The following is a 21,534-nucleotide window of genomic DNA, read 5'->3' on the forward strand; positions in this document are numbered from 1 at the left end:
GTCACCGCGGTGTCAGCTCCCGTCGGACTGGAGCACCGAGGAGATGGTGCGCAGCAGGATCTTGACGTCCTGCCAGAGGCTCCAGCTCTCGATGTAGTAGTTGTCGAAGCGGGTCCTGTCCTCGATGGAGGTGTCCCCGCGTAGGCCGTTGACCTGGGCGAATCCGGTGATGCCGACCGGCACCCGGTGCCGGTCGCGGTACTGCGGGTAGGCCTGGGCGAAGCGGGTCACGAAGTAGGGGCGCTCGGGGCGGGGGCCGACCAGGCTCATCTCGCCACGCAGCACGTTCCACAGCTGCGGAAGCTCGTCCAGGGAGGTACGGCGCAGGAAGCGGCCGATCGCGCTCATCCGCTGGTCCTGCGAGATGTTCCAGCGGGTGGCCGACTCCTGCTCGTCGGCCGGGCGCAGGCTGCGGAACTTGAGCACGGTGAAGCTCTCGCCGTCCAGGCCGATCCGCTCCTGACGGAAGATCACCCCCGGACCGCCGTCCACCCGTACCGCGATCGCGCAGGCGGCCAGGATCGGGGCGGCCAGCAGCAGGCCGAGACCGGCCAGACCGGCGTCGACCGCGCGCTTGACCGCCCAGGACGGTCGGCGCATCGCGGTGGGCCCGAGCCGCAGACAGGGGAACCCCCAGAGGTGGTCGCCCACCACGGTGCGGCGGTTGCCGTACTCGAAGGCGCCGAACTCCGGGAAGCCGGGCACGAACCAGACCTCGCAGCCGTGGCCGGAGCTGGTGCGCATGGTCTGCGCGACCTCGGCGTCGTCGGCGCCGCCGGAGGTGAGGATGACGTCGCGGATGCCCCGCGCGGGGATCGCCAGATCGAGCACCGCGGGACCGCCGAGCACCGGGACGGCGGAGTCGACCGGCAGGAAGAGCGGCTCGGGGTCGATGAACCCGACCGGGCGCAGCCCGTACTCAGGGTGGTCGAGCAGGGCGGCGGCGATCCGCTGGCCGATGTGCCCGGCGCCGGCGATCAGGGTCGGCCGGGGACGGCGCCGGCGGTGGCGGCGGAGCAGCGCGTAGGCGGCGCCCCGCCCCAGCACGTCCAGGCCGAGCTGGCACAGCACCAGCGCGACCAGCAGCCGGAGGTCCACCGGGACCACGGCGAGCCAGAGCCCGTGCAGGCCCCGGTCGAGCGTCAGCGCGAGGGAGACGGCGACGGCGGCCCGCGCCGCGAGCGAGGGGATCTCGTCGAGGACCGAGGGGGCCAGCCGCAACCGGTAGAGGCCGCCGTAGGAGTTGAGCAGTACCAGCACCGGCAGGATGACGCAGGCCGCCCACAGCACCCGGTCCGGCTCGCCCGAACCCAGCAGCGCCAGGGCCAGCACCGGCGCGAGCGCGTCCACGGCGAGCAGGGCGGCCGGGATCCCGGTACCGGGGCGCCGCCGCCGACGGCGCACGGCGGGCCCGGTGACCGCCGCGCCGCGCTCCACGGCGGTTGACGGGTAGGTGAGTTGGGCCGTGCCCAACCCGGAGGGAGTCGGCCCGGTCAGAGTCGGTCCGGTCAGAGTCGGTCCGGTCAGAGTGGGCGCGGTCGGAGTCGACGCAGTGGCACGCGGCAGTTCGTCGTTGTCAATGGTGGTCATCCGCGCACGTACTCCTCTGCTGTGTGCCCATGGGGACGGGGCCCTCCCGAAGCCCGGGCTCGGTCGAGGTAGCACCTGCCGTCGCGATCGACGACTCGGCCCGATTGCGACAAAAGGAATGAAGCAGGCAAATACGACAGTACAGAATGTCTCCAGTCGTTTTCTCAGCCGACGTGCTCATTCACACCGATGAGCATTAGTCAGATTTTCCGGCTGGAATTCGCGCAGCTGTCCCACCCGCAGCGGGCGCGGGAATGCGCCGCTCGGCGACCACTTCCTGATACACCGTCATCACGGCGGCGAGGGTCGTTCTCACGTCATGGTGTTCGACCATCCGTTCCCTCGCCCTGGCACCGGCCGCCAGACAGGCCACCGGATCCGCCAGCCGCGCCACCAGCGCCTCCCGCAGGGCGGCCGGATCGTCCACCGGCAGCAGCTTCTCGCCCGGCCCCAGGCACTCCCGGGCTCCGGCCACCTCGGTCAGCAGGACCGGGCAGCCGCAGGCCATGGCCTCCAGCGGAACCAACGCCATGCCCTCCCAACGGGAGGGCAGCACCAGCAGATCCGCCGCCGCGTACCAGTCCCGGGGATCGTCGGTGCGGCCGGCGAAGACCACGCTGTCGGGATCGGGCAGGCCGGCGGCCTGCGCCTGCAGTGCGGCGCGCTCGGGGCCGTCGCCGACCAGCGCGAGCCGCGCTCCGGGGATCCGGGACGGGATCGCGGACCAGGCCCGCAGCAGCACGTCCTGCCCCTTCTGCCGGCACAGCCTGCCGACGCAGACGACCAGCGGGGCAACGTCCCCCGGCCTGTCCTGCTGGGGCGGGGACAGCCTCAGCAGCTCCCTGGCCCGGGTCTGCGGCGGCAGCCGGACCGGGTCGAAACGGTCCAGGTCCACCCCGTTCGGGGCCAGCGCCCAGCGCCCGCCCACGCCGACGGACTCGCCCTCGGCACGCTCCTGCTCGCTGACGCACAGCAGCCGGTCGGTCCAGCGGACCGCCCAGCGCTCCCAGACCCGGGAGCCGATCGCCAGCGGCCCGCCGACCGCGGCGAACGACCAGGCGTGCGGCTGGAAGACGGTCGGGAACACGCCCCGGACCGCCAGCCGCCCCGCCAGACCCGCCTTGGCGCTGTGCAGATGCACCAGGTCGGGACGGGACTCGGCGACCAGCCGCCGCAGCGAGGCGATCTCGCCCGGCAGGCCGGGGCCCGGGGCGCGCACCGCCGTCCAGGGCAGCACCGTCGCACCCACCGCCACCGCCGCGTCCGCGAGCGGGCTCTGCGGCGGGCAGGCCAGCAGCACCCGGTGGCCGTCCTCGGCCTGCCCCCGGAGCAGGTCGACGACGACCCTGGCGACACCGCCGTCGACGGGCTGGGAGACATGAAGAATGGTCAGGGGCACGACGCGCAACCTACGGGCCGTGAGTCGTGCGTGCGGCATTCCCTCACCCCCAGGAATGAGGAACTCCACCCGGGAGAGTGATGCACGGGATTGCCGCGTAACTATCTACGGAAGGGATTACCGGGGCTTTGCTTTCGGCTGGAAATGACGGTTCGCCGGGCGCCTCGCCGCGCCTCGCCGCGCCCCGCCTCAGTCGTCCAGCCGGTGCGAGAGGTGGAGGTCCCGCTCGGTGTGGCCGTCCTCGATCCGGAGCGCGGTGGCCACCGGCGGGTAGCCGCTGGCGATCACGGTGTACTCCCCCGGCTCCAGGTCGGTGAAGCGGAACTGGCCGTCGGAGCCGGTGGTCGCGGCGGCGACCACGGTGCCGGTGGAGTCCAGCAGGGTGACCCTGGCGTCCTCGACCGCGTGCCCGGCGTTGGTGCGCACCGTCCCGCGCAGGGTGCCGCTGCCGGCCATGGCGACGTCCTGGCGGGTCTCCCCGCTGGGGGCGACGTCGACGGCCAGCGCGGTCGGGCGGTAGGCGCGGGCGCTGACGGCGAGGGTGTAGCGGCCGCAGACCAGGTCGCGGAAGTGGTACGCGCCGTCCGAGTCGGCATGGGTGGTGGCGGCGACCTCACCGCGGGCGTCGGTGAGGGTGACCGTGGCGTCGGCGACCGGCGCGCCCTCGGCGCTGCGGACCGCGCCGGAGAGCCGCCCGGTGCCGCCCAGCACCACATCGAGGTCCACCGGTCGGTTGCCCACGGTGACGGTGACCGCCTGCGGCTGATGGCCGGGCGCGGCGGCGATCAGCACGTAGTTGCCGCCCCGGGGCGCGGCCAGGGTCCAGCGGCCGTCCTGGCCGCTGCCGGCCCGGGCCACCTGGCGCCCGTCCATGTCGATCAGCGTCAGCACGGCGCGGGGCACTCCGGTCCGGTCGGGCTCCAGCACCGCGCCGCTGACCGGGGTACCGGGGGCGCCGGGGACGCCTGCGGTGTCCAGCGGGGAGGACGGTTGGTGCGGCACGGGAACCTCCTGGGCGGCCGGCTGGGCGGACTGTGCTGCCTCGTGGGGGAAGGCTGCCTCATAGGGGAGGCCGTCGTCGGTACCGGCCTGCGAGGGCGCGTGGGTGACCAAGGGTTTCTCCTTGAGCAGGAAGGCGAGCAGGAAGCCCAGCGCCAGGACCGGCACCAGGTAGAGGAACACCCGCGGCATCGCGGCCGCGAAGGAGTCGACATAGGCCAGCCGCAGCGGCGTCGGCAGCGACCGGACCAGCTCAGGCGTGATCGAGTCGGTCGGCGGGACGGCCCCGGCGGCGACGCCGACATGCGGCAGCCGGTCCCGGAGCTGCTCCGTCAGCCGGGAGTTGAACAGGGTGCCGAAGACCGCCGCGCCGACCGAACCACCGATCTGGCGCAGGTAGTTGTTGGCGGAGGTGGCGGCGCCCAGGTCGCCCGGAGCCACGGAGTTCTGCACCGCCAGCACCATCACCGGCAGCGCCAGCCCGACGCCGAGGCCCAGCACCGCCATCCCTGCGCTCTGCAGCAGGTAGGAGCTGTCGGCGTGGAGCAGGCCGAGCATGGCCATCCCGGCCGTGGACAGGGCGCCGCCGACGATCGGATAGACCTTGTAGCGTCCGGTGCGGCTGATCAACTGGCCCGAAGCGATGGAGGCCAGGACGATGCCGCCCATCATCGGCAGCATCTTCAGTCCGGAGACGGTGGCGCTGGCGCCGTCCACCATCTGCAGGAAGCTGGGCAGATAGCTGGCCGCGCCGAACAGGGCGACCCCGACCACGACGCCGATGGCGCCGGAGACATTGAAGACGCCGTCACGGAACAGCCGCAGCGGGATCACCGGCTCCACGGCCCGGCGTTCGGCCATCGGGAAGAGCAGCAGCGACAGCACCGCCCCGCCGATCAGACCGAGGATCACCGGCGAGCTCCAGGCGTACTGGCTGCCGCCCCAACTCGTCGCCAGGACCAGGCAGGTGCCGGTGACGGCGAGCAGCAGCGAGCCCAGCACGTCCAGCCTGGGGCGGCGTTCGCCCTCGCCCCGGCTGCGCTTCGGCTTGAGCACGAGGGAGGTGACGACCAGGGCGGCCAGCCCCAGCGGCAGGTTGACGTAGAAGCACCAGCGCCAGCCCGGACCGTCGGTGAACCAACCGCCGAGCAGCGGGCCCGCCACGGACGAAAGTCCGAACACGGCGCTGATCAGGCCCATGTAGCGCCCCCGGGCACGCGGCGAGACGACATCGCCGATGATCGCCTGGACGCCGATCATCAGCCCGCCGCCGCCGATGCCCTGGACCGCCCGATAGGCGATCAACTCGTCCATGCTGTGCGCCCAGCCGGCGAGCGCGGAGCCGACCAGGAAGACCGCGATGGCGAACTGGAACACGGACTTGCGGCCCAGCAGGTCGCCGAGTTTGCCGTAGACCGGCAACCCGATGGTGGAGGCCAGCAGATAGGCGGTCACCACCCAGGACATGTGCTGCAGGCCGTGCAGTTCGCCGACGATCCGTGGCAGCGCGGTGGCCACGATGGTCTGGTCGAGCGCGGCGAGCAGCAGTGCCATCATCAGTCCGGCGAATACCAGGCGAAGTTGACGTGGCGTCAAGTCGGCTGCGTCGGCGGCGGCTCCGGAACTGCGGGCAGGCGATGCTGGGGCAGGTGCGCTCTTGGCCGGACGGCTGGTCTGGGTCACGGACATGGCACGGATCATTGCATTGACCACGCACCGTCCTCGAACTGGTCATACGATCAGTTCGAGGACGGTCGAGGCCGGAAAATGGTCGACCGGGCGCGATTACCAGCGGAAATGTGACGCCATGTCGACGAGTTGCGAAACTCGCTTCATCGACATTTGGATCAGGTTCACTCCTGCGGGAGTTCCCTCGTCCCCGTGTTCCCCTGCGACCGATGCCGAACGGTCAGTTCTGGTCCGCCAGCGTCGGCGCCAGCTCCTCCAGCGCTCCCGTCACGATCGCCCGCATCGCCCGCTCCGCCGCCGCGGCGTCCTGCACGCAGACCGCCTCAGCGACCTCCCGGTGCAGTGCCACGGCATAGGGGGCCGGGTGGTGCGGCATGAGCTTGTGCTCGGTGCGCCCGGTGAGCACCGCGCCCACGGCGTCGGCGAGGTGGGCGAACATCTCGTTGCCCGAGGCGCGCAGGACCAGCGCATGGAAGGCGATGTCATGACGCAGGAAGGTCCGCAGGTCTCCGCTGCGCGCGGTGACGGTCAGCTCCACCGCGAGGGCGCTGAGCTCGCGGCAGTGGTCCTCGGTCGCCTGCTGGGCGGCGAGCGCCGCGGCCACCGGCTCGACCGCGACCCGCAGGCCGCCGAGCGAGCTCAGCTGCGCCGCGCGGTCGGCCCCGGCCAGCCGCCAGCGGATCACCAAAGGGTCGAATACGTCCCAGGCCTCGCGCGGCTGCACCGTCGTCCCGACCCGGCGGCGCGAGGCGACCAGGCGCATCGCCTCCAGCACCCGGACCGCTTCGCGGACCACCGTCCGGGACACCCCGTAGCGGGCCTCCAGCTCCTCGCCGCGCAGCACCGTCCCCTCCGGGATCTCACCGGAGGCGATGGCGGGCCCGAGGTCCGCGAGAAGGCGCCCGTGCAGGCCCTGGATGTCCATGGGGTCAGGGTATCCGGGCCTGCGGTAGCGAACTCATATGATGATTGCATCTCATCCACTTGAATAAGTCATACCTTTGGAGTCATAGTCCTCCCATGGCTCACAACGTCGTCGTCATGGGCGTCTCCGGTGTCGGCAAGACCACCGTCGCCCGGCTGCTCTCCGAACGACTCGCCCTCCCCTACGGGGAGGCCGACGACTTCCACCCGCCCGCCAACATCGCCAAGATGGCGGCCGGGACGCCGCTCGACGACGCCGACCGCCAACCCTGGCTGGAAGCCATCGGGGCGTGGCTGCAGCGGCAGAACGACGCCGGGGTCGGTGGCGTGGTGACCTGTTCCGCACTCAAGCGCCGCTACCGCGACACCCTGCGCGCCGCCTGCCCGGACATCTGGTTCCTGCACCTGGCCGGCCCCCACGACCTGGTCGCCGACCGGATCGGCCACCGCACCGGCCACTTCATGCCGCCCTCGCTGCTCGACTCGCAGTACTCGACGCTCGAACCGCTCGGGGCGGACGAGCGCGGTGCCGTCCTGGACGTGGGACCGGCGCCCGAGGAGCTCGTCGACGCGGCCGTCCGCCTGCTCACCACCCCCTGAGCCGTCAACACACTCTTGTCAACACACTCTTGTCAACGGAGACAACGCGTGACCCTCCTGCTGGCCGCTGACGCGGCCCTCCCCCACAGCGGCAGCGACGCCAGACTCGTCACCGCCATGCTGCTCGGCATCGCCGTGATCGTGGCCCTGATCAGCGGGCTGAAGCTGCATCCCTTCCTCGCCCTCACCCTGGGCTCGGGGGTCCTGGCGGCCGTCGCCGGCGTCCCCTTCGACAAGCTGATGACCGGCTTCTCGACCGGTTTCGGCGCGACCGTCACCAGCGTCGGCCTGCTCATCGGCCTCGGCGCGATGCTGGGCAAACTGCTGGCCGACTCGGGCGGCGCGGACATCATCGCGGACACGGTGTTGGCCCGTTCCGGGCCCCGTTCGATGCCCTGGGCGATGGGGCTGATCGCGGCTGTGCTCGGGCTGCCGCTGTTCTTCGAGATCGGCGTGGTGCTGCTGGTCCCGATCGTGGTGCTGGTCGCCCGGCGCGGAAACCTGCCGCTGCTGCGTGTCGGCATCCCCGCGCTGGCCGGGCTGTCCGTCCTGCACGGACTGATCCCGCCGCATCCGGGCCCGCTGGTCGCCGTGGCCGCGCTGCACGCGAACCTCGGCGTCACGCTGGGCCTCGGCCTGCTGGTCGCCGTACCCACCCTGGTCGTCGCAGGCCCCCTGTTCGCCCGCGTCGCCGAGCGCTGGGTCGGACCACTGGAGCTGCCGGCGGTGGACCAGTCGGAGGCGGAGGCGGAGTCGGAGGCGGAGGCGGAAGCGGAGGCGGCTGCCCGCCACAGGCCCGGCTTCGGCGCGACTCTCGGCACGATCCTGCTGCCGGTCGTGCTGATGCTGGGCAAGGCCCTGGTGGACATCACGGTCGACAAGCCGACCGCGACCCCGCAGCGCATCCTCGACTTCGTCGGATCACCGCTGATCGCGCTGCTGCTGGCGGTGCTGGTCGCGATGGTCACTCTGGGCCGCGCGGCCGGCTTCGACCGGGGCCGGATCTCGGCCACCGCGGCGGCCGCCCTCGGCCCGATCGCCGGGATCGTCTTCATCGTCGGCGCGGGCGGCGGCTTCAAGCAGACCCTGGTGGACGTGGGCGTCGGCAATGTCGTCAGCAGCTGGGCGACTCACCTGCACATCTCCGCGTTGCTGCTCGGCTGGCTGATCGCGGTGCTCATCCGGATCGCGACCGGCTCCGCCACGGTCGCCACCATCACTGCCGCCGGCATCGTCGCGCCGCTGGCGGCCGGGATGAGCACCACCCACACCTCGCTGCTGGTGCTCGCCATCGGCGCCGGATCGCTGTTCTTCTCGCACGTCAACGACGCCGGCTTCTGGCTGGTGAAGGAGTACTTCGGGATGAGCGTGGGTCAGACGCTCAAGTCCTGGTCGGTGATGGAGACGGTGATCTCGGTGATGGCGATAGCCCTGATCCTGCCGCTGAGCCTGCTGATCTGACGGGGTGGCTGGAGCCCCCGGAGCAGGGCTCCAGCCATTGGCTCAGTCGACGGAGGACGCCAGGCGGTCCAGGACCTCGTTGTTGATCCGGTTCAGGCCCTTGGGAGCGAAGGTCCGCTCGAAGAAGCCGCCGACGCCGCTGGCACCGGCCCAGGCCGTCTCGACGACCACCTTGGCCTTGCCCTCGCCCGCCGGGGTGACCGTCCAGGTGACCACCATGGTGGAGTTGGCGTCCGTCTCCACCAGCTGCCCCGGCGAGGGCTCGGTGACGGTGAACAGGCAGTCGCGCACCCGCTTCTCGGTCGCCTGCAGCTTCCAGTGCACAACCGTGCCCGCGCCCTTGCCGCCCTCTCGTACCTCGTACTCACTGAACTGGGCCGGGAGGATCGCCCCTCGGGACGACTGGTAGTCGGCCAGCACGTCGAAGACCCGCTCCGGCGAGGCGTCCAGCACCCGCTCGGTAACCGCGTAGACCTGGCCCATGGTTGTACTCCTCAAGCTCACTGTCAGTACCTGCTCACTGCTTACGTGGAAAGACAACCACCGCGCGAGCCGCCGTCCAAACCGGGGGCAGCCCTCTCCCGGTCACCGACCGTCCTGCGATGATGTCCGCCATGACGACCACCTGGGACGCGGCCGCTTTTGACGCCTTCGAACGGTCGGGCTGGGCGGGACGCGGCGCGGCATACGGGAGCGGCTTCGCCCGGCTGACCGCCCATACCGTCGATCCGCTGCTGGACGCGGCGGGGGTGACCTCGGGCACTGCAGTGCTGGACGTCGGCACCGGGCCCGGCATCGTCGCGGCGGCGGCGCTGGCGCGCGGCGCGGTCGTCACGGCGGTGGACGCCTCCCCGGAGATGACCGCGCTGGCGGGCGCCGCCTGCCCGGGCGCGGATGTGCGTCTCGCCGTCCTCCCCGAACTCCCCTTCCCTGACGGTTCGTTCGACGCCGTGGTCGGCAACTTCGTGATCAACCACCTGGGCGACGCGGCGGCCGGACTGGCCGAGCTGCACCGGGTGCTTCGACCCGGCGGCCGGATCGCGCTGACCTGCTGGGAGAAGGAGGCGATGCGCGCCACCGCGGTCTTCGGCGAGGCCGTCGCCGCGGTGGGCATCCCCCAGCAGGCCGACCTGCCGTCGTCGGGACCCTTCCTCGCGGGGGCCACCGACCGTGCCGCCGCATTCGGTGCGTTGCTCGCCGACTCCGGATTCACCGACGAGTCGGCCCGGCATCTGCGCTGGACCCACTCCGTGGACCGGGACGACTGGTGGGCCGCCGTCGTCGGCGGCACCCCGCTGACCGGCTCACTCATCGCGCGCCAGTCGGGCGAGGTGGTCGCCGAGATCAAGCGCCGCTACGACGACCTGGTCGCACCGTACGCGGAGGGGGCGTCGGGCCTGGTCACGCTGCCCGCCGTCGCGATACTCGGTGCAGGACGCAAGGGGGTGGGCCAACCGCTCGGCGCCGACGAGATCCTCGACATCGTCGACGCCGAGGACAAGGTGATCGGCCAGGCTTTGCGTGGCGAGGCCACCGCGAAGCGGCTGCGCCACCGCTGCGTCTTCATCCTCGCCCGGGACGCCGACGACCGAGTCTTCGTCCACCGCCGCACGGCCGAGAAGCTGGTCTTCCCGTCGATGCACGACATGTTCGTGGGCGGGGTGGTCGGCGCCGGCGAGAGCTACGACGAGGCGGCCAAGCGCGAGGCCGAGGAGGAACTGGGCGTCTCCGGCCTCTCCCCCGTCCCGCTGTTCCGCTTCCTCTACGAGTCCCCGGAACACACCTGGTGGTCAGCCGTCTACGAGACCAGGACCCCGACGGCGGTCGCCCCCCAGCAGGAAGAGGTCGCCTGGCACGCCTTCCTCACGGAGGCCGAACTCGCCGCCCGCCTCACCGCGTGGGAGTGGGTCCCGGACGGTCTGGAAGCCTGGCGTCGGCTGACCGCCTGGCGCAGCGGAAGGCCCGCCGACTGAGGCGAGGGCCTCGCGGGGCGGGGCAGGCGGGTGCAGAGTCCCTCCCCAAGCACTTCGTGCCGGGCATACCCCACCGCGGCCGAGCCCCCTTCCAGCGGCCGAGTCCGACGTGCGCGATTGCTCCCGCTGACTCGCCGTCGCCTCCGTGGGGCACGCCGATCCGTGCCTGGCTGGGGTGGCTCGGCTCCGCCTCGCGGCAACCACGAGGAGCGGGGGCGGTCAGCGGGGCGTGCGTTGCCGGGTGCGCGCCGGTGCCGGGGCTGCAGAAACGTTCCTTCTAGCCGGATTGCCCGTGCTGGGGGGAGTTACAACCACGCTGGGGTGTATTACACCCATATATGGTTGCTACGCCCCCCAGCGTGGTTGTAACTCCCCCCAGGTAACCCATATGGGGGACACACTCGCCCCGCCCCGCGCCCCCGCGAGCGCTCCGCGCCGGACCCGGGCCACCCCCGGCCTTGTCGCGCATGGGGTATCCCCTGCACGAAGTGCTTGGGGAGGAAGCCGCTTCCTTCCGGGCGTGAGCCCGGGAGACGGCGCGCAACTCGCCCCACCACACGCTGCCGTTGCAACCGTGGAGCGTCACACGCCTGAGCCTTTCGAGCGCGGGGCCCCGCCTCGGTAAACTTCTCTGTATGGATGTCCAGGAGACGATCTACAGGCACCTGCGTGACTACGCCGACCAGCTCACTCCGCCCGCGCCCTTCACCGACCACGTGGAGATCAGCGGAGGACACATCGTCGTGATAATGGCCCCGATGGGGACCCATGAACTCGTCGCATGGAACATCGCCGACGTGCTGCGGCCACAGTTGCCGTCCGGGATCATCGTTCACACCGGCGGTGATGTGGAGGATGCCGCACTGGGTATTCTGCGCCGCCCCGACGCCATCGTGGTCCCCTACGCCGCCATGCAGACGGACGGCGCGCTGAACCCCCGTGACCTGCTTCTCGCCGTCGAGGTCGTCTCGCCTTCCAATCCGGCCAACGACTACGTCGACAAGCTCGCCGAGTACCCGCTGATGGGCATCCCCCACTATCTGATCGTCGACCCGCGCGACGGGACGGCTCAGCACTACTGGCAGATCGTCCAGCGGAACGGGCGCCCCGGGTACGACGCGCATGTGCCGTATGTCTTCGGCGACAAAATCCCCGTGGGTGACTGGATTGTCGACACCACAGCGCTCCCTCGGTACGGCGAAGCTGCCAAGTAACCCCCTTCCTACTTCCCGGTAGCCCGGCTACAGTGTCCGCACCACCCCAGTCCGCGTCGGGAGCCGCAGCGACGGGTTGGTTGTTCTTTTCTGGCATGCCGTCACATCTATGGATCCGGCAGTGCCACTTCTCACGGTGACCTCAGTCGCGCCGTGCATCAGCACCACTCCCCCCTCATCATTTGTTGCGTGACCGTCCGAGCGACGTGACGGGCGCAACGCTCCCCGAGGAGTACCCAGCCATGACCCTGACTGAGCCCACCCCTGAGCCTGCCCCCGCCCTGGATGTCTTCCCCGTCGTCGCCGTCGTCGGACTCGGCACCATGGGGGCCGGAATCGCCGAGATCGCCGCGCGCAGCCGGCGCAGGGTGGTCGGCGTCGAGCTGGACGCCGCCGCTGCCGGAGCCGCGCTGCGGCGGATCGAGGAGTCGACGGCGCACTCCGTGGAACGCGGGCGGATGACCGCCGAGGAGCGTGCCGAGTTGCTCGGACGGATCAGCGTCGGGCACGACCTCAACGCCGCGGCCGAGGCGCAGCTGGTGATCGAGGAGATCCCCGAGCAGTTGGACGCGAAGCGCGAGCTGTTCGCCGAGCTGGACCGGATCTGCCCGGCCGGGACGGTGCTCGCGACCGGCACCACCGCGCTGTCGGTCACCCGGATCGCCGCGGCGACCCAGCGTCCCGAACGGGTGATCGGGCTGCACTTCTTCAACCCGGCCCCGGTGATGCAACTGGTCGAGGTCGTCCGCACGGTGCTGACCAGCGCTGATGTGGCCGAGGCGGCTGCCGCGTTCGCCCGGGGCCTGGGCAAGTCCCCGGTCGCCGCGGGCGACCGTCCGGGCTTCATCGTCAACGGTCTGCTGTTCGCCTACCTCAACCAGGCCGCCGCGATGTACGAGTCGCGCTATGCCACCCGGGAGGACATCGACGCGGCCATGCGGCTGGGCTGCGGGCTGCCGATGGGGCCGCTGGCGCTGCTCGACCTGATCGGGGTCGACGTGGCCAAGACCGTGCTGGAGGCGATGTACGCGCAGTCGCACGACCGGCTGCATGCCCCTGCTCCGGTGCTGGGTCAGCTGGTGGCGGCCGGGCTGCTGGGGCGGAAGACCGGGCGCGGCTTCTACACCTACGCCGCGCCAGGGTCGTCCCAGCCGGTGGCCGAGCCGGATGCGCACGGCGACATCGTGGCGGTGGCCGGACGGCAGGTCCGCGGCGTCGGCGTCTGCGGGTCGGGGACGATGGCGACCGGTATCGCGGAGGTCTTCGCCAAGGCCGGCTACGACGTCACCCTGGTCGCTCGCAGCCAGGAGAAGGCGGACCGGGCCAAGGCCGCGCTGGCGAAGTCGCTGGAGCGGATGGTGGCCAAGGGACGCCTGGGCGAGGCCGACCGGGACGCGGCGCTGGCGCGGGTCACCGCCTCGGGTTCGCTGGAGGACCTGGCCTCCGCCGATCTGGTGCTGGAGGCCGTCGCCGAGGACCTGGCGGTGAAGCAGGAGCTGTTCGCCACCCTGGACAAGATCTGCAGGCCCGGCGCGGTGCTGGCGACCACCACGTCCAGCCTGCCGGTGATCCAGTGCGCGATGGCGACCGGACGCCCGCAGGACGTGGTGGGGATGCACTTCTTCAACCCGGCCCCGGCGATGCGCCTGGTCGAGGTGGTCAGCACGGTGCTGACCGGGCCCGATGTCACCGCCACGGTGCTGGAGCTCTGCACAGCGGTGCGCAAGCACCCGGTGGAGTGCGGCGACCGGGCCGGCTTCATCGTCAACGCCCTGCTGTTCCCCTACCTCAACGACGCGGTGCGGATGATCGAGGAGCACTATGCCTCGGTCGACGACGTCGACACCGCGATGCAGCTGGGCTGCGGCTACCCGATGGGCCCGTTCGCGCTGCTGGACGTGGTCGGCCTGGATGTCTCGCTGACGATCGAGAAGGTGCTGCACGGCGAGTTCCGCGAGCCCGGACTGGCTCCGGCGCCGCTGCTGGAGCATCTGGTGGCGGCCGGATGCCTGGGCCGCAAGACGGGGCGTGGCTTCCGCGACCACGCGCGCCGGTGACGGCGCCGCTGCGGGCGCGCACGGCCGGACCGCCGAGGGTGCCCGTACGGGCGGGGCCGGCGTGTAGCGTTCCCGTCATGAGCGGGGCAGAGAACGGCGGGACGGTAACGGCGGTCGACCAGGCCAACGGCGCTCCGCGCCGGGTGACGGCACAGCGGCAGCAGATGCGCCAGGACCTGGCGGCGGCGGCCATGGAGCTGTTCGCCAACCAGGGCTACGAGGAGACGACGGTCGATCAGATCGCCGCCGCGGCCGGCGTGGCCAGGCGCACCTTCTTCCGCTACTTCCGGTCCAAGGAGGAGGCGATCTTCCCGGACCACGACGACACCCTGGTCCGGGTCGCCGACCTGCTGGCCGGCGCCGATCCGGCGGAGCATCCGCTGGACGTGGTCTGCCGGGGCATCAAGGAGGTGCTGCGGATGTACGCGGCGACGCCTGGAGTCTCGGTGGCCCGCTACCGGCTGATCCGGCAGGTGCCGACCCTGCGCGAGCGGGAGATCGCCGTGGTGGCCCGGTACGAGCGGCTGTTCACCCGGTATCTGCTGGGGCGCTTCGACACGGCGGGGCAGGCCTCCGGGGGCTGGGAGCGGGGGGTCGGCGACGACGCGATGCTGGCCGAGGTGTCGGCGGCGGCCGTGGTCGCGGCCCACAACCACGTGCTGCGGCGCTGGCTGCGTTCCGGCGGCCGGGGCGAGGTCGAACCGCAGCTGGACCACGCCTTCGAGGTGATCCGGCGGACCTTCTGGGGGAACGCACCCTCAGCCGGGGCATCCCAGCTGGCACCCAGTGCCACCAATGGCGTCGCGGCGACGTTGAGCAGCGCCGTGGAGAGCGCGGTGAGTGCCACGCCCTCAGGCGAGGTGCTGATCACCGTGGCCCGTACGGACGCTCCGCTGGACGAGGTGCTGCAGAGCATCCGCGCCGCACTCGGGGCCAAGTAGGGGACGTAACCGCAGGTCAGAGCAGAATCGTCAGGCCCCTCCCGGCGTGCCGGAGGGGCCCGACGCATGCCCTGGGGTATGTGTTGCCACGTGATGACGCTCACGTGTCCTGAGTCCATATTGGTGGCACGCAGTGTCTTTACGGGTGGCACAGGGTGCCAGTACCTTGTTACTCACTGGTCGCGGCGCCGCGGCTCCCCACCCTGGCGCGCCATGCCCAGGGCCCGTGCGACACCCCTGCACGGGCGGTCGGCAGCAGCCCCACCACCACGCGACTGAAGCGCAGCCCAGCAAGGCCCAGCACCTAAGCCCCTCATCACCGGTGTCCGTTCCCGGTACCCCCAACAGACGTCCCCGCACCCCTCAAGCGGGGAAGCCGCCGGAGGCAACCATGAAGGCCCCAGCCATGAAAAGCATCCTCGAAGCGATCACCAGCGAGGACGCGAGCCCGGCCGATTTCGCCGCACTCGACGTCCCCGAGTCCTACCGGGCGGTCACCCTCCACAAGGACGAGGAGCAGATGTTCGCCGGCCAGGACAGCCGCGACAAGGATCCTCGCAAGTCGCTGCACCTGGACGAGATCGCCGTGCCGGAGCTCGGCCCGGGCGAGGCCCTGGTCGCGGTGATGGCCAGCGCGGTGAACTACAACACCGTGTGGAGCTCGATCTTCGAGCCGGTCTCCACGTTCTCCTTCCTGGAGCGCTACGGGAAGCTCTCGCCGGAGACCTCGCGCCACAACCTGCCCTACCACGTGGTGGGTTCGGACCTGGCGGGCGTGGTGCTGCGCACCGGCCCCGGGGTGCACGCCTGGAAGCCCGGCGACGAGGTGGTCGCGCACTGCCTGAGCGTCGAGCTGGAGAGCGCGGACGGCCACAACGACACCATGCTCGACCCGGAGCAGCGGATCTGGGGCTTCGAGACCAACTTCGGCGGCCTGGCCGAGATCGCGCTGGTGAAGTCCAACCAGCTGATGCCCAAGCCGCAGCATCTGACCTGGGAGGAGGCCGCCTCCCCCGGCCTGGTGAACTCCACCGCCTACCGGCAGCTGGTCTCCCGCAACGGCGCCGGCATGAAGCAGGGGGACAACGTGCTGATCTGGGGGGCCAGCGGCGGCCTCGGCTCCTACGCCACCCAGTACGCGCTGGCCGGCGGTGCGACGCCGATCTGTGTGGTCTCCAACGACGCCAAGGCCGACATCTGCCGGGCGATGGGCGCCGAGGCGATCATCGACCGCAGCGCCGAGGGCTACCGGTTCTGGAAGGACGAGAACAACCAGGACCCGAAGGAGTGGAAGCGGCTGGGCGGGAGGATCCGCGAGCTGACGGGCGGTGAGGACGTCGACATCGTCTTCGAGCACCCGGGCCGGGAGACCTTCGGCGCGAGTGTCTACGTGACCCGGAAGGGCGGCACCATCGTCACCTGCGCGTCGACAAGTGGCTATATGCACCAGTATGACAACCGCTACCTCTGGATGTCCCTGAAGCGCATCGTCGGCTCGCACTTCGCCAACTACCGCGAGGCCTGGGAGGCGAACCGGCTGATCGCCAAGGGGAAGATCCACCCGACCCTGTCGAAGACCTACACTCTGGAGGAGACCGGCCAGGCGGCGCTGGACGTCCACCACAACCGGCACCAGGGCAAGGTGGGCGTGCTCTGCCTCTCCCCGCGCGAAGGTCTGGGCGTCAGGGACGAGGAACTGCGGGACAAGCATCTGTCGGCGATCAACCGCTTCAGGGGCGAGTGACTCCATGACCCAGCGAGACCGCCCCTGGCTGATGCGGACCTATGCGGGGCACTCCTCCGCCACCGCGTCGAACGAGCTGTACCGCAAGAACCTGGCGAAGGGTCAGACCGGCCTCTCCGTGGCCTTCGACCTGCCCACCCAGACCGGCTACGACCCCGACCACGTCCTGGCCAAGGGCGAGGTCGGCCGGGTCGGCGTGCCGGTGGGCCATGTCGGCGACATGCGGGCACTGTTCGACGGCATCCCGCTGGAGCGCACCAACACCTCCATGACGATCAACGCCACCGCCATGTGGCTGCTGGCGATGTACCAGGTCGTCGCGGAGGAGCAGGGCGCGGACATCGCCAAGCTCACCGGCACCACCCAGAACGACATCATCAAGGAGTACCTGTCACGCGGGACGCATGTCTTCCCGCCCGGTCCCAGCATCCGGCTGACCACCGACATGATCGCCTACACCGTGGCGAACATCCCCAAGTGGAACCCCATCAACATCTGCAGCTACCACCTCCAGGAGGCCGGGGCCACTCCGGTCCAGGAACTGGCGTTCGCGATGTGCACCGCGATCGCCGTGCTGGACGCGGTGCGGGACGGCGGCCAGGTCGCCCCCGAGCAGATGGGCGAGGTGGTCGCCCGGATCTCCTTCTTCGTCAACGCGGGCGTCCGCTTCGTCGAGGAGATGTGCAAGCTCCGTGCCTTCGGCCGGATCTGGGACACCGTCACCCGCGAGCGCTACGGCATCCAGGACGCCAAGCAACGGCGCTTCCGGTACGGGGTCCAGGTCAACTCACTGGGCCTGACGGAGGCCCAGCCGGAGAACAACGTCCAGCGGATCGTGCTGGAGATGCTGGCCGTGACGCTGTCCAAGGACGCCCGCGCCCGGGCCGTCCAGCTCCCGGCCTGGAACGAGGCGCTGGGCCTGCCCCGGCCCTGGGACCAGCAGTGGTCGCTGCGGATCCAGCAGGTGCTGGCGTACGAGTCGGACCTGCTGGAGTACGGCGACCTGTTCGAGGGCAGCCGGGTCGTCGAGGCCAAGGTGCAGGAGCTGGTCGAGGGCGCGACCGCCGAGATCGACAAGGTGCTGGCCATGGGCGGGGTCACTCCCGCCGTGGAGTCCGGCTACCTCAAGGCGGCTCTGGTCGGCTCGCACGCCGAGCGCCGGGCCCGGATCGAGTCCGGCGAGGACAAGGTCGTCGGGGTCAACTGCTTCGAGACCACCGAGCCCAGCCCGCTCACCGCCGATCTCGACACCGCGATCATGCAGGTCGACCCGGACGCGGAGCGGGCCGTGGTGGAGGCCTTCGCGCAGTGGCGCAAGGAGCGCGACGAGGACGCCGCTGTGGCCGCCCTGGCCGAGCTCAAGCGCCAGGCCGCCACTGACGCCAACCTGATGCCGGCCACCCTCGCCTGCGTCCGGGCCGGGGTGACCACCGGGGAGTGGGCCTTCGCGCTGCGCGAGGTCTTCGGCGAGTACCGCGCCCCCACCGGCGTCGGCGGCGCGCCGATCACCGGCTCGGTCGAGGGCGAGAGCGGCGCCGAGCTGCTGGCCGTCCGCGAGGCCGTCCGCGTCACCGCCGAGGAGATCGGCGCGGGCCGACTGCGGCTGCTGGTGGGCAAGCCCGGCCTGGACGGCCACTCCAACGGCGCCGAGCAGATCGCCGTACGGGCGCGCGACGCCGGGTTCGAGGTGGTCTACCAGGGCATCAGGCTGACGCCCGAGCAGATCACCTCGGCGGCGGTCGCCGAGGACGTCCACTGCGTCGGCCTGTCCATCCTCTCCGGCGCGCACGCCGAGCTCGTCCCGGACGTGCTGCGGCGGCTGCGGCGGGCCGGGGTGGAGGACGTGCCGGTGATCGTCGGCGGGATCATCCCGGCGGCGGACGAGCAGGACCTGCTGGCGCAGGGCGTCGCCGCCGTCTTCACCCCCAAGGACTTCGGTATCACCCACATCATCGGCCGTATTGTCGACGAGATCCGTCGCGCACACGGACTTCCACCGTTCTCGGACCTCAAGGAAGAGACCCTCACCGCATGACCGTGAATCGCCTCCGCCCCCGCCGCTCCTGCCTCGCCGTCCCGGGCAGCAACCCGCGCTTCCTGGAGAAGGCCCAGGGCCTGCCCGCCGACCAGGTCTTCCTGGACCTGGAGGACGCCTGCGCGCCGCTGGCCAAGGAGGGCGCCCGCCACACCATCGTGGACGCGCTGAACCAGGGCGACTGGACCGGGAAGACCCGGGTGGTCCGGGTCAACGACTGGACCACCCACTGGACCTACCGCGACGTGGTGACCGTCGTCGAGGGCGCCGGCCAGAACCTGGACTGCATCATGCTGCCCAAGGTCCAGGACGCCCAGCAGGTGGTCGCGCTGGACCTGCTGCTCACCCAGATCGAGAAGACCATGGGCTTCGAGGTCGGGAAGATCGGCATCGAGGCGCAGATCGAGAACGCCAAGGGCTTGATCAACGTGGACGCCATCGCGGAGGCCTCGCCCCGGCTGGAGACCATCATCTTCGGCCCGGCCGACTTCATGGCCTCCATCAACATGAAGACCCTGGTCGTCGGCGAGCAGCCGCCCGGCTACGGCGCGGACGCCTACCACTACATCCTGATGCGCATCCTGATGGCCGCCCGCGCCAACGACCTGCAGGCCATCGACGGCCCGTACCTGCAGATCCGCAACGTCGACGGCTACCGCGAGGTCGCCGGGCGCGCGGCCGCGCTGGGCTACGACGGCAAGTGGGTGCTGCACCCCGGCCAGGTGGACGCCGCCAACGAGGTGTTCTCGCCGAGCCAGGAGGACTACGACCACGCCGAGCTGATCCTGGACGCGTACGACTGGTGCACGTCCGAGGCCGGCGGCAAGAAGGGCTCGGCGATGCTCGGCGACGAGATGATCGACGAGGCCAGCCGGAAGATGGCGCTGGTCATCTCCGGGAAGGGCCGTGCGGCGGGGATGCAGCGGACCACCAAGTTCGAGATTCCGGAGGCGTAGGGTCATGCAGTTCGGACGCACCTTTGAGGAGTTCGAGGTCGGCGCGGTCTACAAGCACTGGCCCGGGAAGACCGTCACCGAGTACGACGACCACCTCTTCTGCCTGCTGACCATGAACCACCACCCGCTGCACCTGGACAGCAACTACGCCGAGAAGACCACGGACTTCGGGAAGAACGTGGTGGTCGGCAACTACATCTACTCGCTGCTGCTGGGGATGTCGGTGCCGGACGTCTCCGGCAAGGCGATCGCCAACCTGGAGGTCGAGTCGCTGAAGCACATCGCGCCGACGTTCCACGGGGACACCATCTACGGCGAAACGCTGGTCCTGGACAAGACGCCGTCGAAGTCCAAGAGCGACCGGGGGATCGTGTATGTGGAGACCAAGGGGTACAAGCAGGACGGCACCGTGGTGTGTGTGTTCCGCCGGAAGGTGATGGTTCCCACGGAGAGCTATATCAAGGAGCGGGGTGGGGATCAGGCGGGACGGCCTGAACCTCTGAGCTGACGGTGCGGGCCGTAGATGGTTGTTCGCGCAGTTCCCCGCGCCCCTAAAGAAAGACCCCCACGTGCCAGGTGTCCTGCGGCTGCTGCCACGGCCGCAGGACACCTACCCCCTCATCACATTTCCAGGAGCCAGCCATGGGACGCCTCGCTCAGACCGAAGGCCTCACCGAGATTCAGCAGGACATCCTCAGCACTGTCCGGAGCTTTGTCGACAAGGAGATCATTCCGGTCGCCACTGAGTTGGAGCACCGGGACGAGTACCCCGCCGCCATCGTCGAGGGCATGAAGGAGATGGGCCTGTTCGGGCTCATGATCCCGGAGGAGTACGGCGGTCTAGGCGAGTCGTTGCTGACCTACGCCCTGGTGGTGGAGGAGATCGCGCGCGGCTGGATGTCGGTGTCCGGCATCGTCAACACCCACTTCATCGTGGCGTACATGATCGCCCAGCACGGGACCCAGGCCCAGAAGGACCACTTCCTGCCGCGGATGGCGACCGGCGAGGTCCGCGGCGCCTTCTCGATGTCGGAGCCCGGCCTGGGGTCGGACGTCGGGGCGATCCGGACCAAGGGTGTCCGGGACGGCGACCACTACGTCATCAACGGCCAGAAGATGTGGCTGACCAACGGCGGCACCTCCACCCTGGTCGCGGTGCTCTGCCGGACCGACGAGGGGCACCCCGAGGGCACCGCCCCGCACAAGTCGATGACCACCTTCCTGATCGAGAAGACGCCGGGTTTTGGCCCCAACGAGAGCGTTCCGGGGCTCACCATCCCCGGCAAGATCGAGAAGATGGGCTACAAGGGCGTCGACACCACCGAGATGATCCTGGAGGACGTCCGCATCCCGGCGGACATGGTCCTCGGCGGGACCTCGGGCCGCGGCTTCTACCAGATGATGGACGGGGTCGAGGTGGGCCGGGTCAATGTCGCGGCCCGTGGCTGCGGCGTCGCCCATCGCGCCTTCGAGTTGGGCATCCGCTACGCCCAGCAGCGCAGCACCTTCGGCAAGAAGATCGCCGAGCACCAGGCGATCCAGTTCAAACTGTCGGAGATGGCCACCAAGGTCGAGGCCGCCCACCAGATGATGGTGATGGCCGCCCGCAAGAAGGACTCGGGCCAGCGCAACGACCTGGAGGCCGGCATGGCGAAGTACCTGGCCTCCGAGTACTGCAAAGAGGTGGTCGAGGACTCCTTCCGGATCCACGGCGGCTACGGCTTCTCCAAGGAGTACGAGATCGAGCGCCTCTACCGGGAGGCTCCGATGCTGCTCATCGGTGAGGGGACTGCGGAGATCCAGAAAATGATCATCGGTCGCCGGCTGCTGGAGGACTATCGTCTCGGAGAATGAGACGCGCTGTGCCGTCAACGGCGAGAATCGGCCGGAACCACTGGGTTCCGGCCGATTTCCCCGTTCTGCCTTCCGTACCATGGAGTACGTGCTTCGGT

Annotated in this window: 16 protein-coding genes and 1 pseudogene; 12 read left to right on the forward strand and 5 right to left on the reverse strand. The window is 70.4% G+C overall.

The features are described from left to right. Positions 1 to 12: 12 nt before the first annotated feature. The 4 genes from ABH941_RS14745 to ABH941_RS14760 form a co-directional block, all read right to left on the reverse strand. Positions 13 to 1,590: a sugar transferase gene (locus tag ABH941_RS14745; protein WP_370129553.1), complete on the reverse strand. Its 1,578-nt coding sequence runs from the start codon at positions 1,588 to 1,590 to the stop codon at positions 13 to 15. Between the two features lie 196 nt (positions 1,591 to 1,786). Then, positions 1,787 to 2,989, reverse strand: coding sequence for a glycosyltransferase (locus ABH941_RS14750; RefSeq protein WP_370129555.1), 1,203 nt, complete (start codon positions 2,987 to 2,989; stop codon positions 1,787 to 1,789). Positions 2,990 to 3,178: 189 nt separating this feature from the next. Further along, the gene (locus ABH941_RS14755) at positions 3,179 to 5,677 is read right to left on the reverse strand and encodes an MFS transporter (RefSeq protein WP_370129556.1); all 2,499 of its coding nucleotides are present in this window, start codon (positions 5,675 to 5,677) and stop codon (positions 3,179 to 3,181) included. 220 nt (positions 5,678 to 5,897) lie between these two features. Further along, positions 5,898 to 6,602, reverse strand: a complete 705-nt coding sequence (locus tag ABH941_RS14760; protein WP_370129557.1) for a FadR/GntR family transcriptional regulator — start codon at positions 6,600 to 6,602, stop codon at positions 5,898 to 5,900. Between the two features lie 95 nt (positions 6,603 to 6,697). Here ABH941_RS14760 and ABH941_RS14765 point away from each other — a divergent pair, with 95 nt between their 5' ends. Both ABH941_RS14765 and ABH941_RS14770 read left to right on the forward strand, forming a co-directional pair. Continuing rightward, a complete protein-coding gene (locus ABH941_RS14765) occupies positions 6,698 to 7,201 on the forward strand; it encodes a gluconokinase (protein ID WP_370129558.1) in 504 nt (167 codons plus the stop codon). A 48-nt stretch (positions 7,202 to 7,249) separates the two neighbouring features. Further along, positions 7,250 to 8,662 carry a gluconate:H+ symporter gene (locus ABH941_RS14770; protein WP_370129559.1) on the forward strand — a complete coding sequence of 471 codons (1,413 nt, stop codon included), beginning with the start codon at positions 7,250 to 7,252 and terminating at the stop codon, positions 8,660 to 8,662. 42 nt (positions 8,663 to 8,704) lie between these two features. On the opposite strand, the gene ABH941_RS14775 is transcribed toward ABH941_RS14770, so the two are convergent. Then, entirely contained in the window at positions 8,705 to 9,145 is a 441-nt protein-coding gene (locus ABH941_RS14775; RefSeq protein WP_370129560.1) for an SRPBCC family protein, read from the reverse strand. Between the two features lie 131 nt (positions 9,146 to 9,276). On the opposite strand from ABH941_RS14775, the pseudogene ABH941_RS14780 reads away from it, so the two are divergent. The 10 genes and pseudogenes from ABH941_RS14780 to ABH941_RS14825 all read left to right on the forward strand — a co-directional run. Next, positions 9,277 to 9,714: pseudogene (locus tag ABH941_RS14780) on the forward strand (class I SAM-dependent methyltransferase); the annotation flags it as partial. Positions 9,715 to 10,083: 369 nt separating this feature from the next. Further along, positions 10,084 to 10,635, forward strand: a complete 552-nt coding sequence (locus tag ABH941_RS14785) for an NUDIX hydrolase (protein ID WP_370129830.1) — start codon at positions 10,084 to 10,086, stop codon at positions 10,633 to 10,635. Between the two features lie 635 nt (positions 10,636 to 11,270). Further along, positions 11,271 to 11,849 carry a Uma2 family endonuclease gene (locus ABH941_RS14790; RefSeq protein ID WP_370129561.1) on the forward strand — a complete coding sequence of 193 codons (579 nt, stop codon included), beginning with the start codon at positions 11,271 to 11,273 and terminating at the stop codon, positions 11,847 to 11,849. A 242-nt stretch (positions 11,850 to 12,091) separates the two neighbouring features. Further along, positions 12,092 to 13,906: a 3-hydroxyacyl-CoA dehydrogenase family protein gene (locus tag ABH941_RS14795; RefSeq protein ID WP_370129562.1), complete on the forward strand. Its 1,815-nt coding sequence runs from the start codon at positions 12,092 to 12,094 to the stop codon at positions 13,904 to 13,906. Between the two features lie 77 nt (positions 13,907 to 13,983). Further along, the gene (locus tag ABH941_RS14800) at positions 13,984 to 14,847 is read left to right on the forward strand and encodes a TetR family transcriptional regulator (RefSeq protein WP_370129563.1); all 864 of its coding nucleotides are present in this window, start codon (positions 13,984 to 13,986) and stop codon (positions 14,845 to 14,847) included. Positions 14,848 to 15,253: 406 nt separating this feature from the next. Further along, the gene (ccrA, locus tag ABH941_RS14805; RefSeq protein WP_370129565.1) at positions 15,254 to 16,591 is read left to right on the forward strand and encodes a crotonyl-CoA carboxylase/reductase; all 1,338 of its coding nucleotides are present in this window, start codon (positions 15,254 to 15,256) and stop codon (positions 16,589 to 16,591) included. A gap of 4 nt (positions 16,592 to 16,595) precedes the next feature. Next, positions 16,596 to 18,626: a protein meaA gene (locus ABH941_RS14810; protein WP_370129567.1), complete on the forward strand. Its 2,031-nt coding sequence runs from the start codon at positions 16,596 to 16,598 to the stop codon at positions 18,624 to 18,626. Then, entirely contained in the window at positions 18,623 to 19,582 is a 960-nt protein-coding gene (locus tag ABH941_RS14815; protein ID WP_370129568.1) for a CoA ester lyase, read from the forward strand. The genes ABH941_RS14810 and ABH941_RS14815 overlap by 4 nt, the downstream gene beginning before the upstream one ends. 4 nt (positions 19,583 to 19,586) lie before the next feature. Further along, positions 19,587 to 20,090 (forward strand): MaoC family dehydratase, encoded by a 504-nt coding sequence (locus ABH941_RS14820; RefSeq protein WP_370129569.1) that lies wholly within the window; start codon positions 19,587 to 19,589, stop codon positions 20,088 to 20,090. Between the two features lie 134 nt (positions 20,091 to 20,224). Continuing rightward, positions 20,225 to 21,436, forward strand: coding sequence for an acyl-CoA dehydrogenase family protein (locus ABH941_RS14825; protein WP_370129570.1), 1,212 nt, complete (start codon positions 20,225 to 20,227; stop codon positions 21,434 to 21,436). The last annotated feature ends 98 nt before the right edge of the window (positions 21,437 to 21,534 follow it).

The sequence above is a fragment of the Streptacidiphilus sp. EB103A genome (genome assembly GCF_041261405.1).
GTDB lineage: Bacteria > Actinomycetota > Actinomycetes > Streptomycetales > Streptomycetaceae > Streptacidiphilus.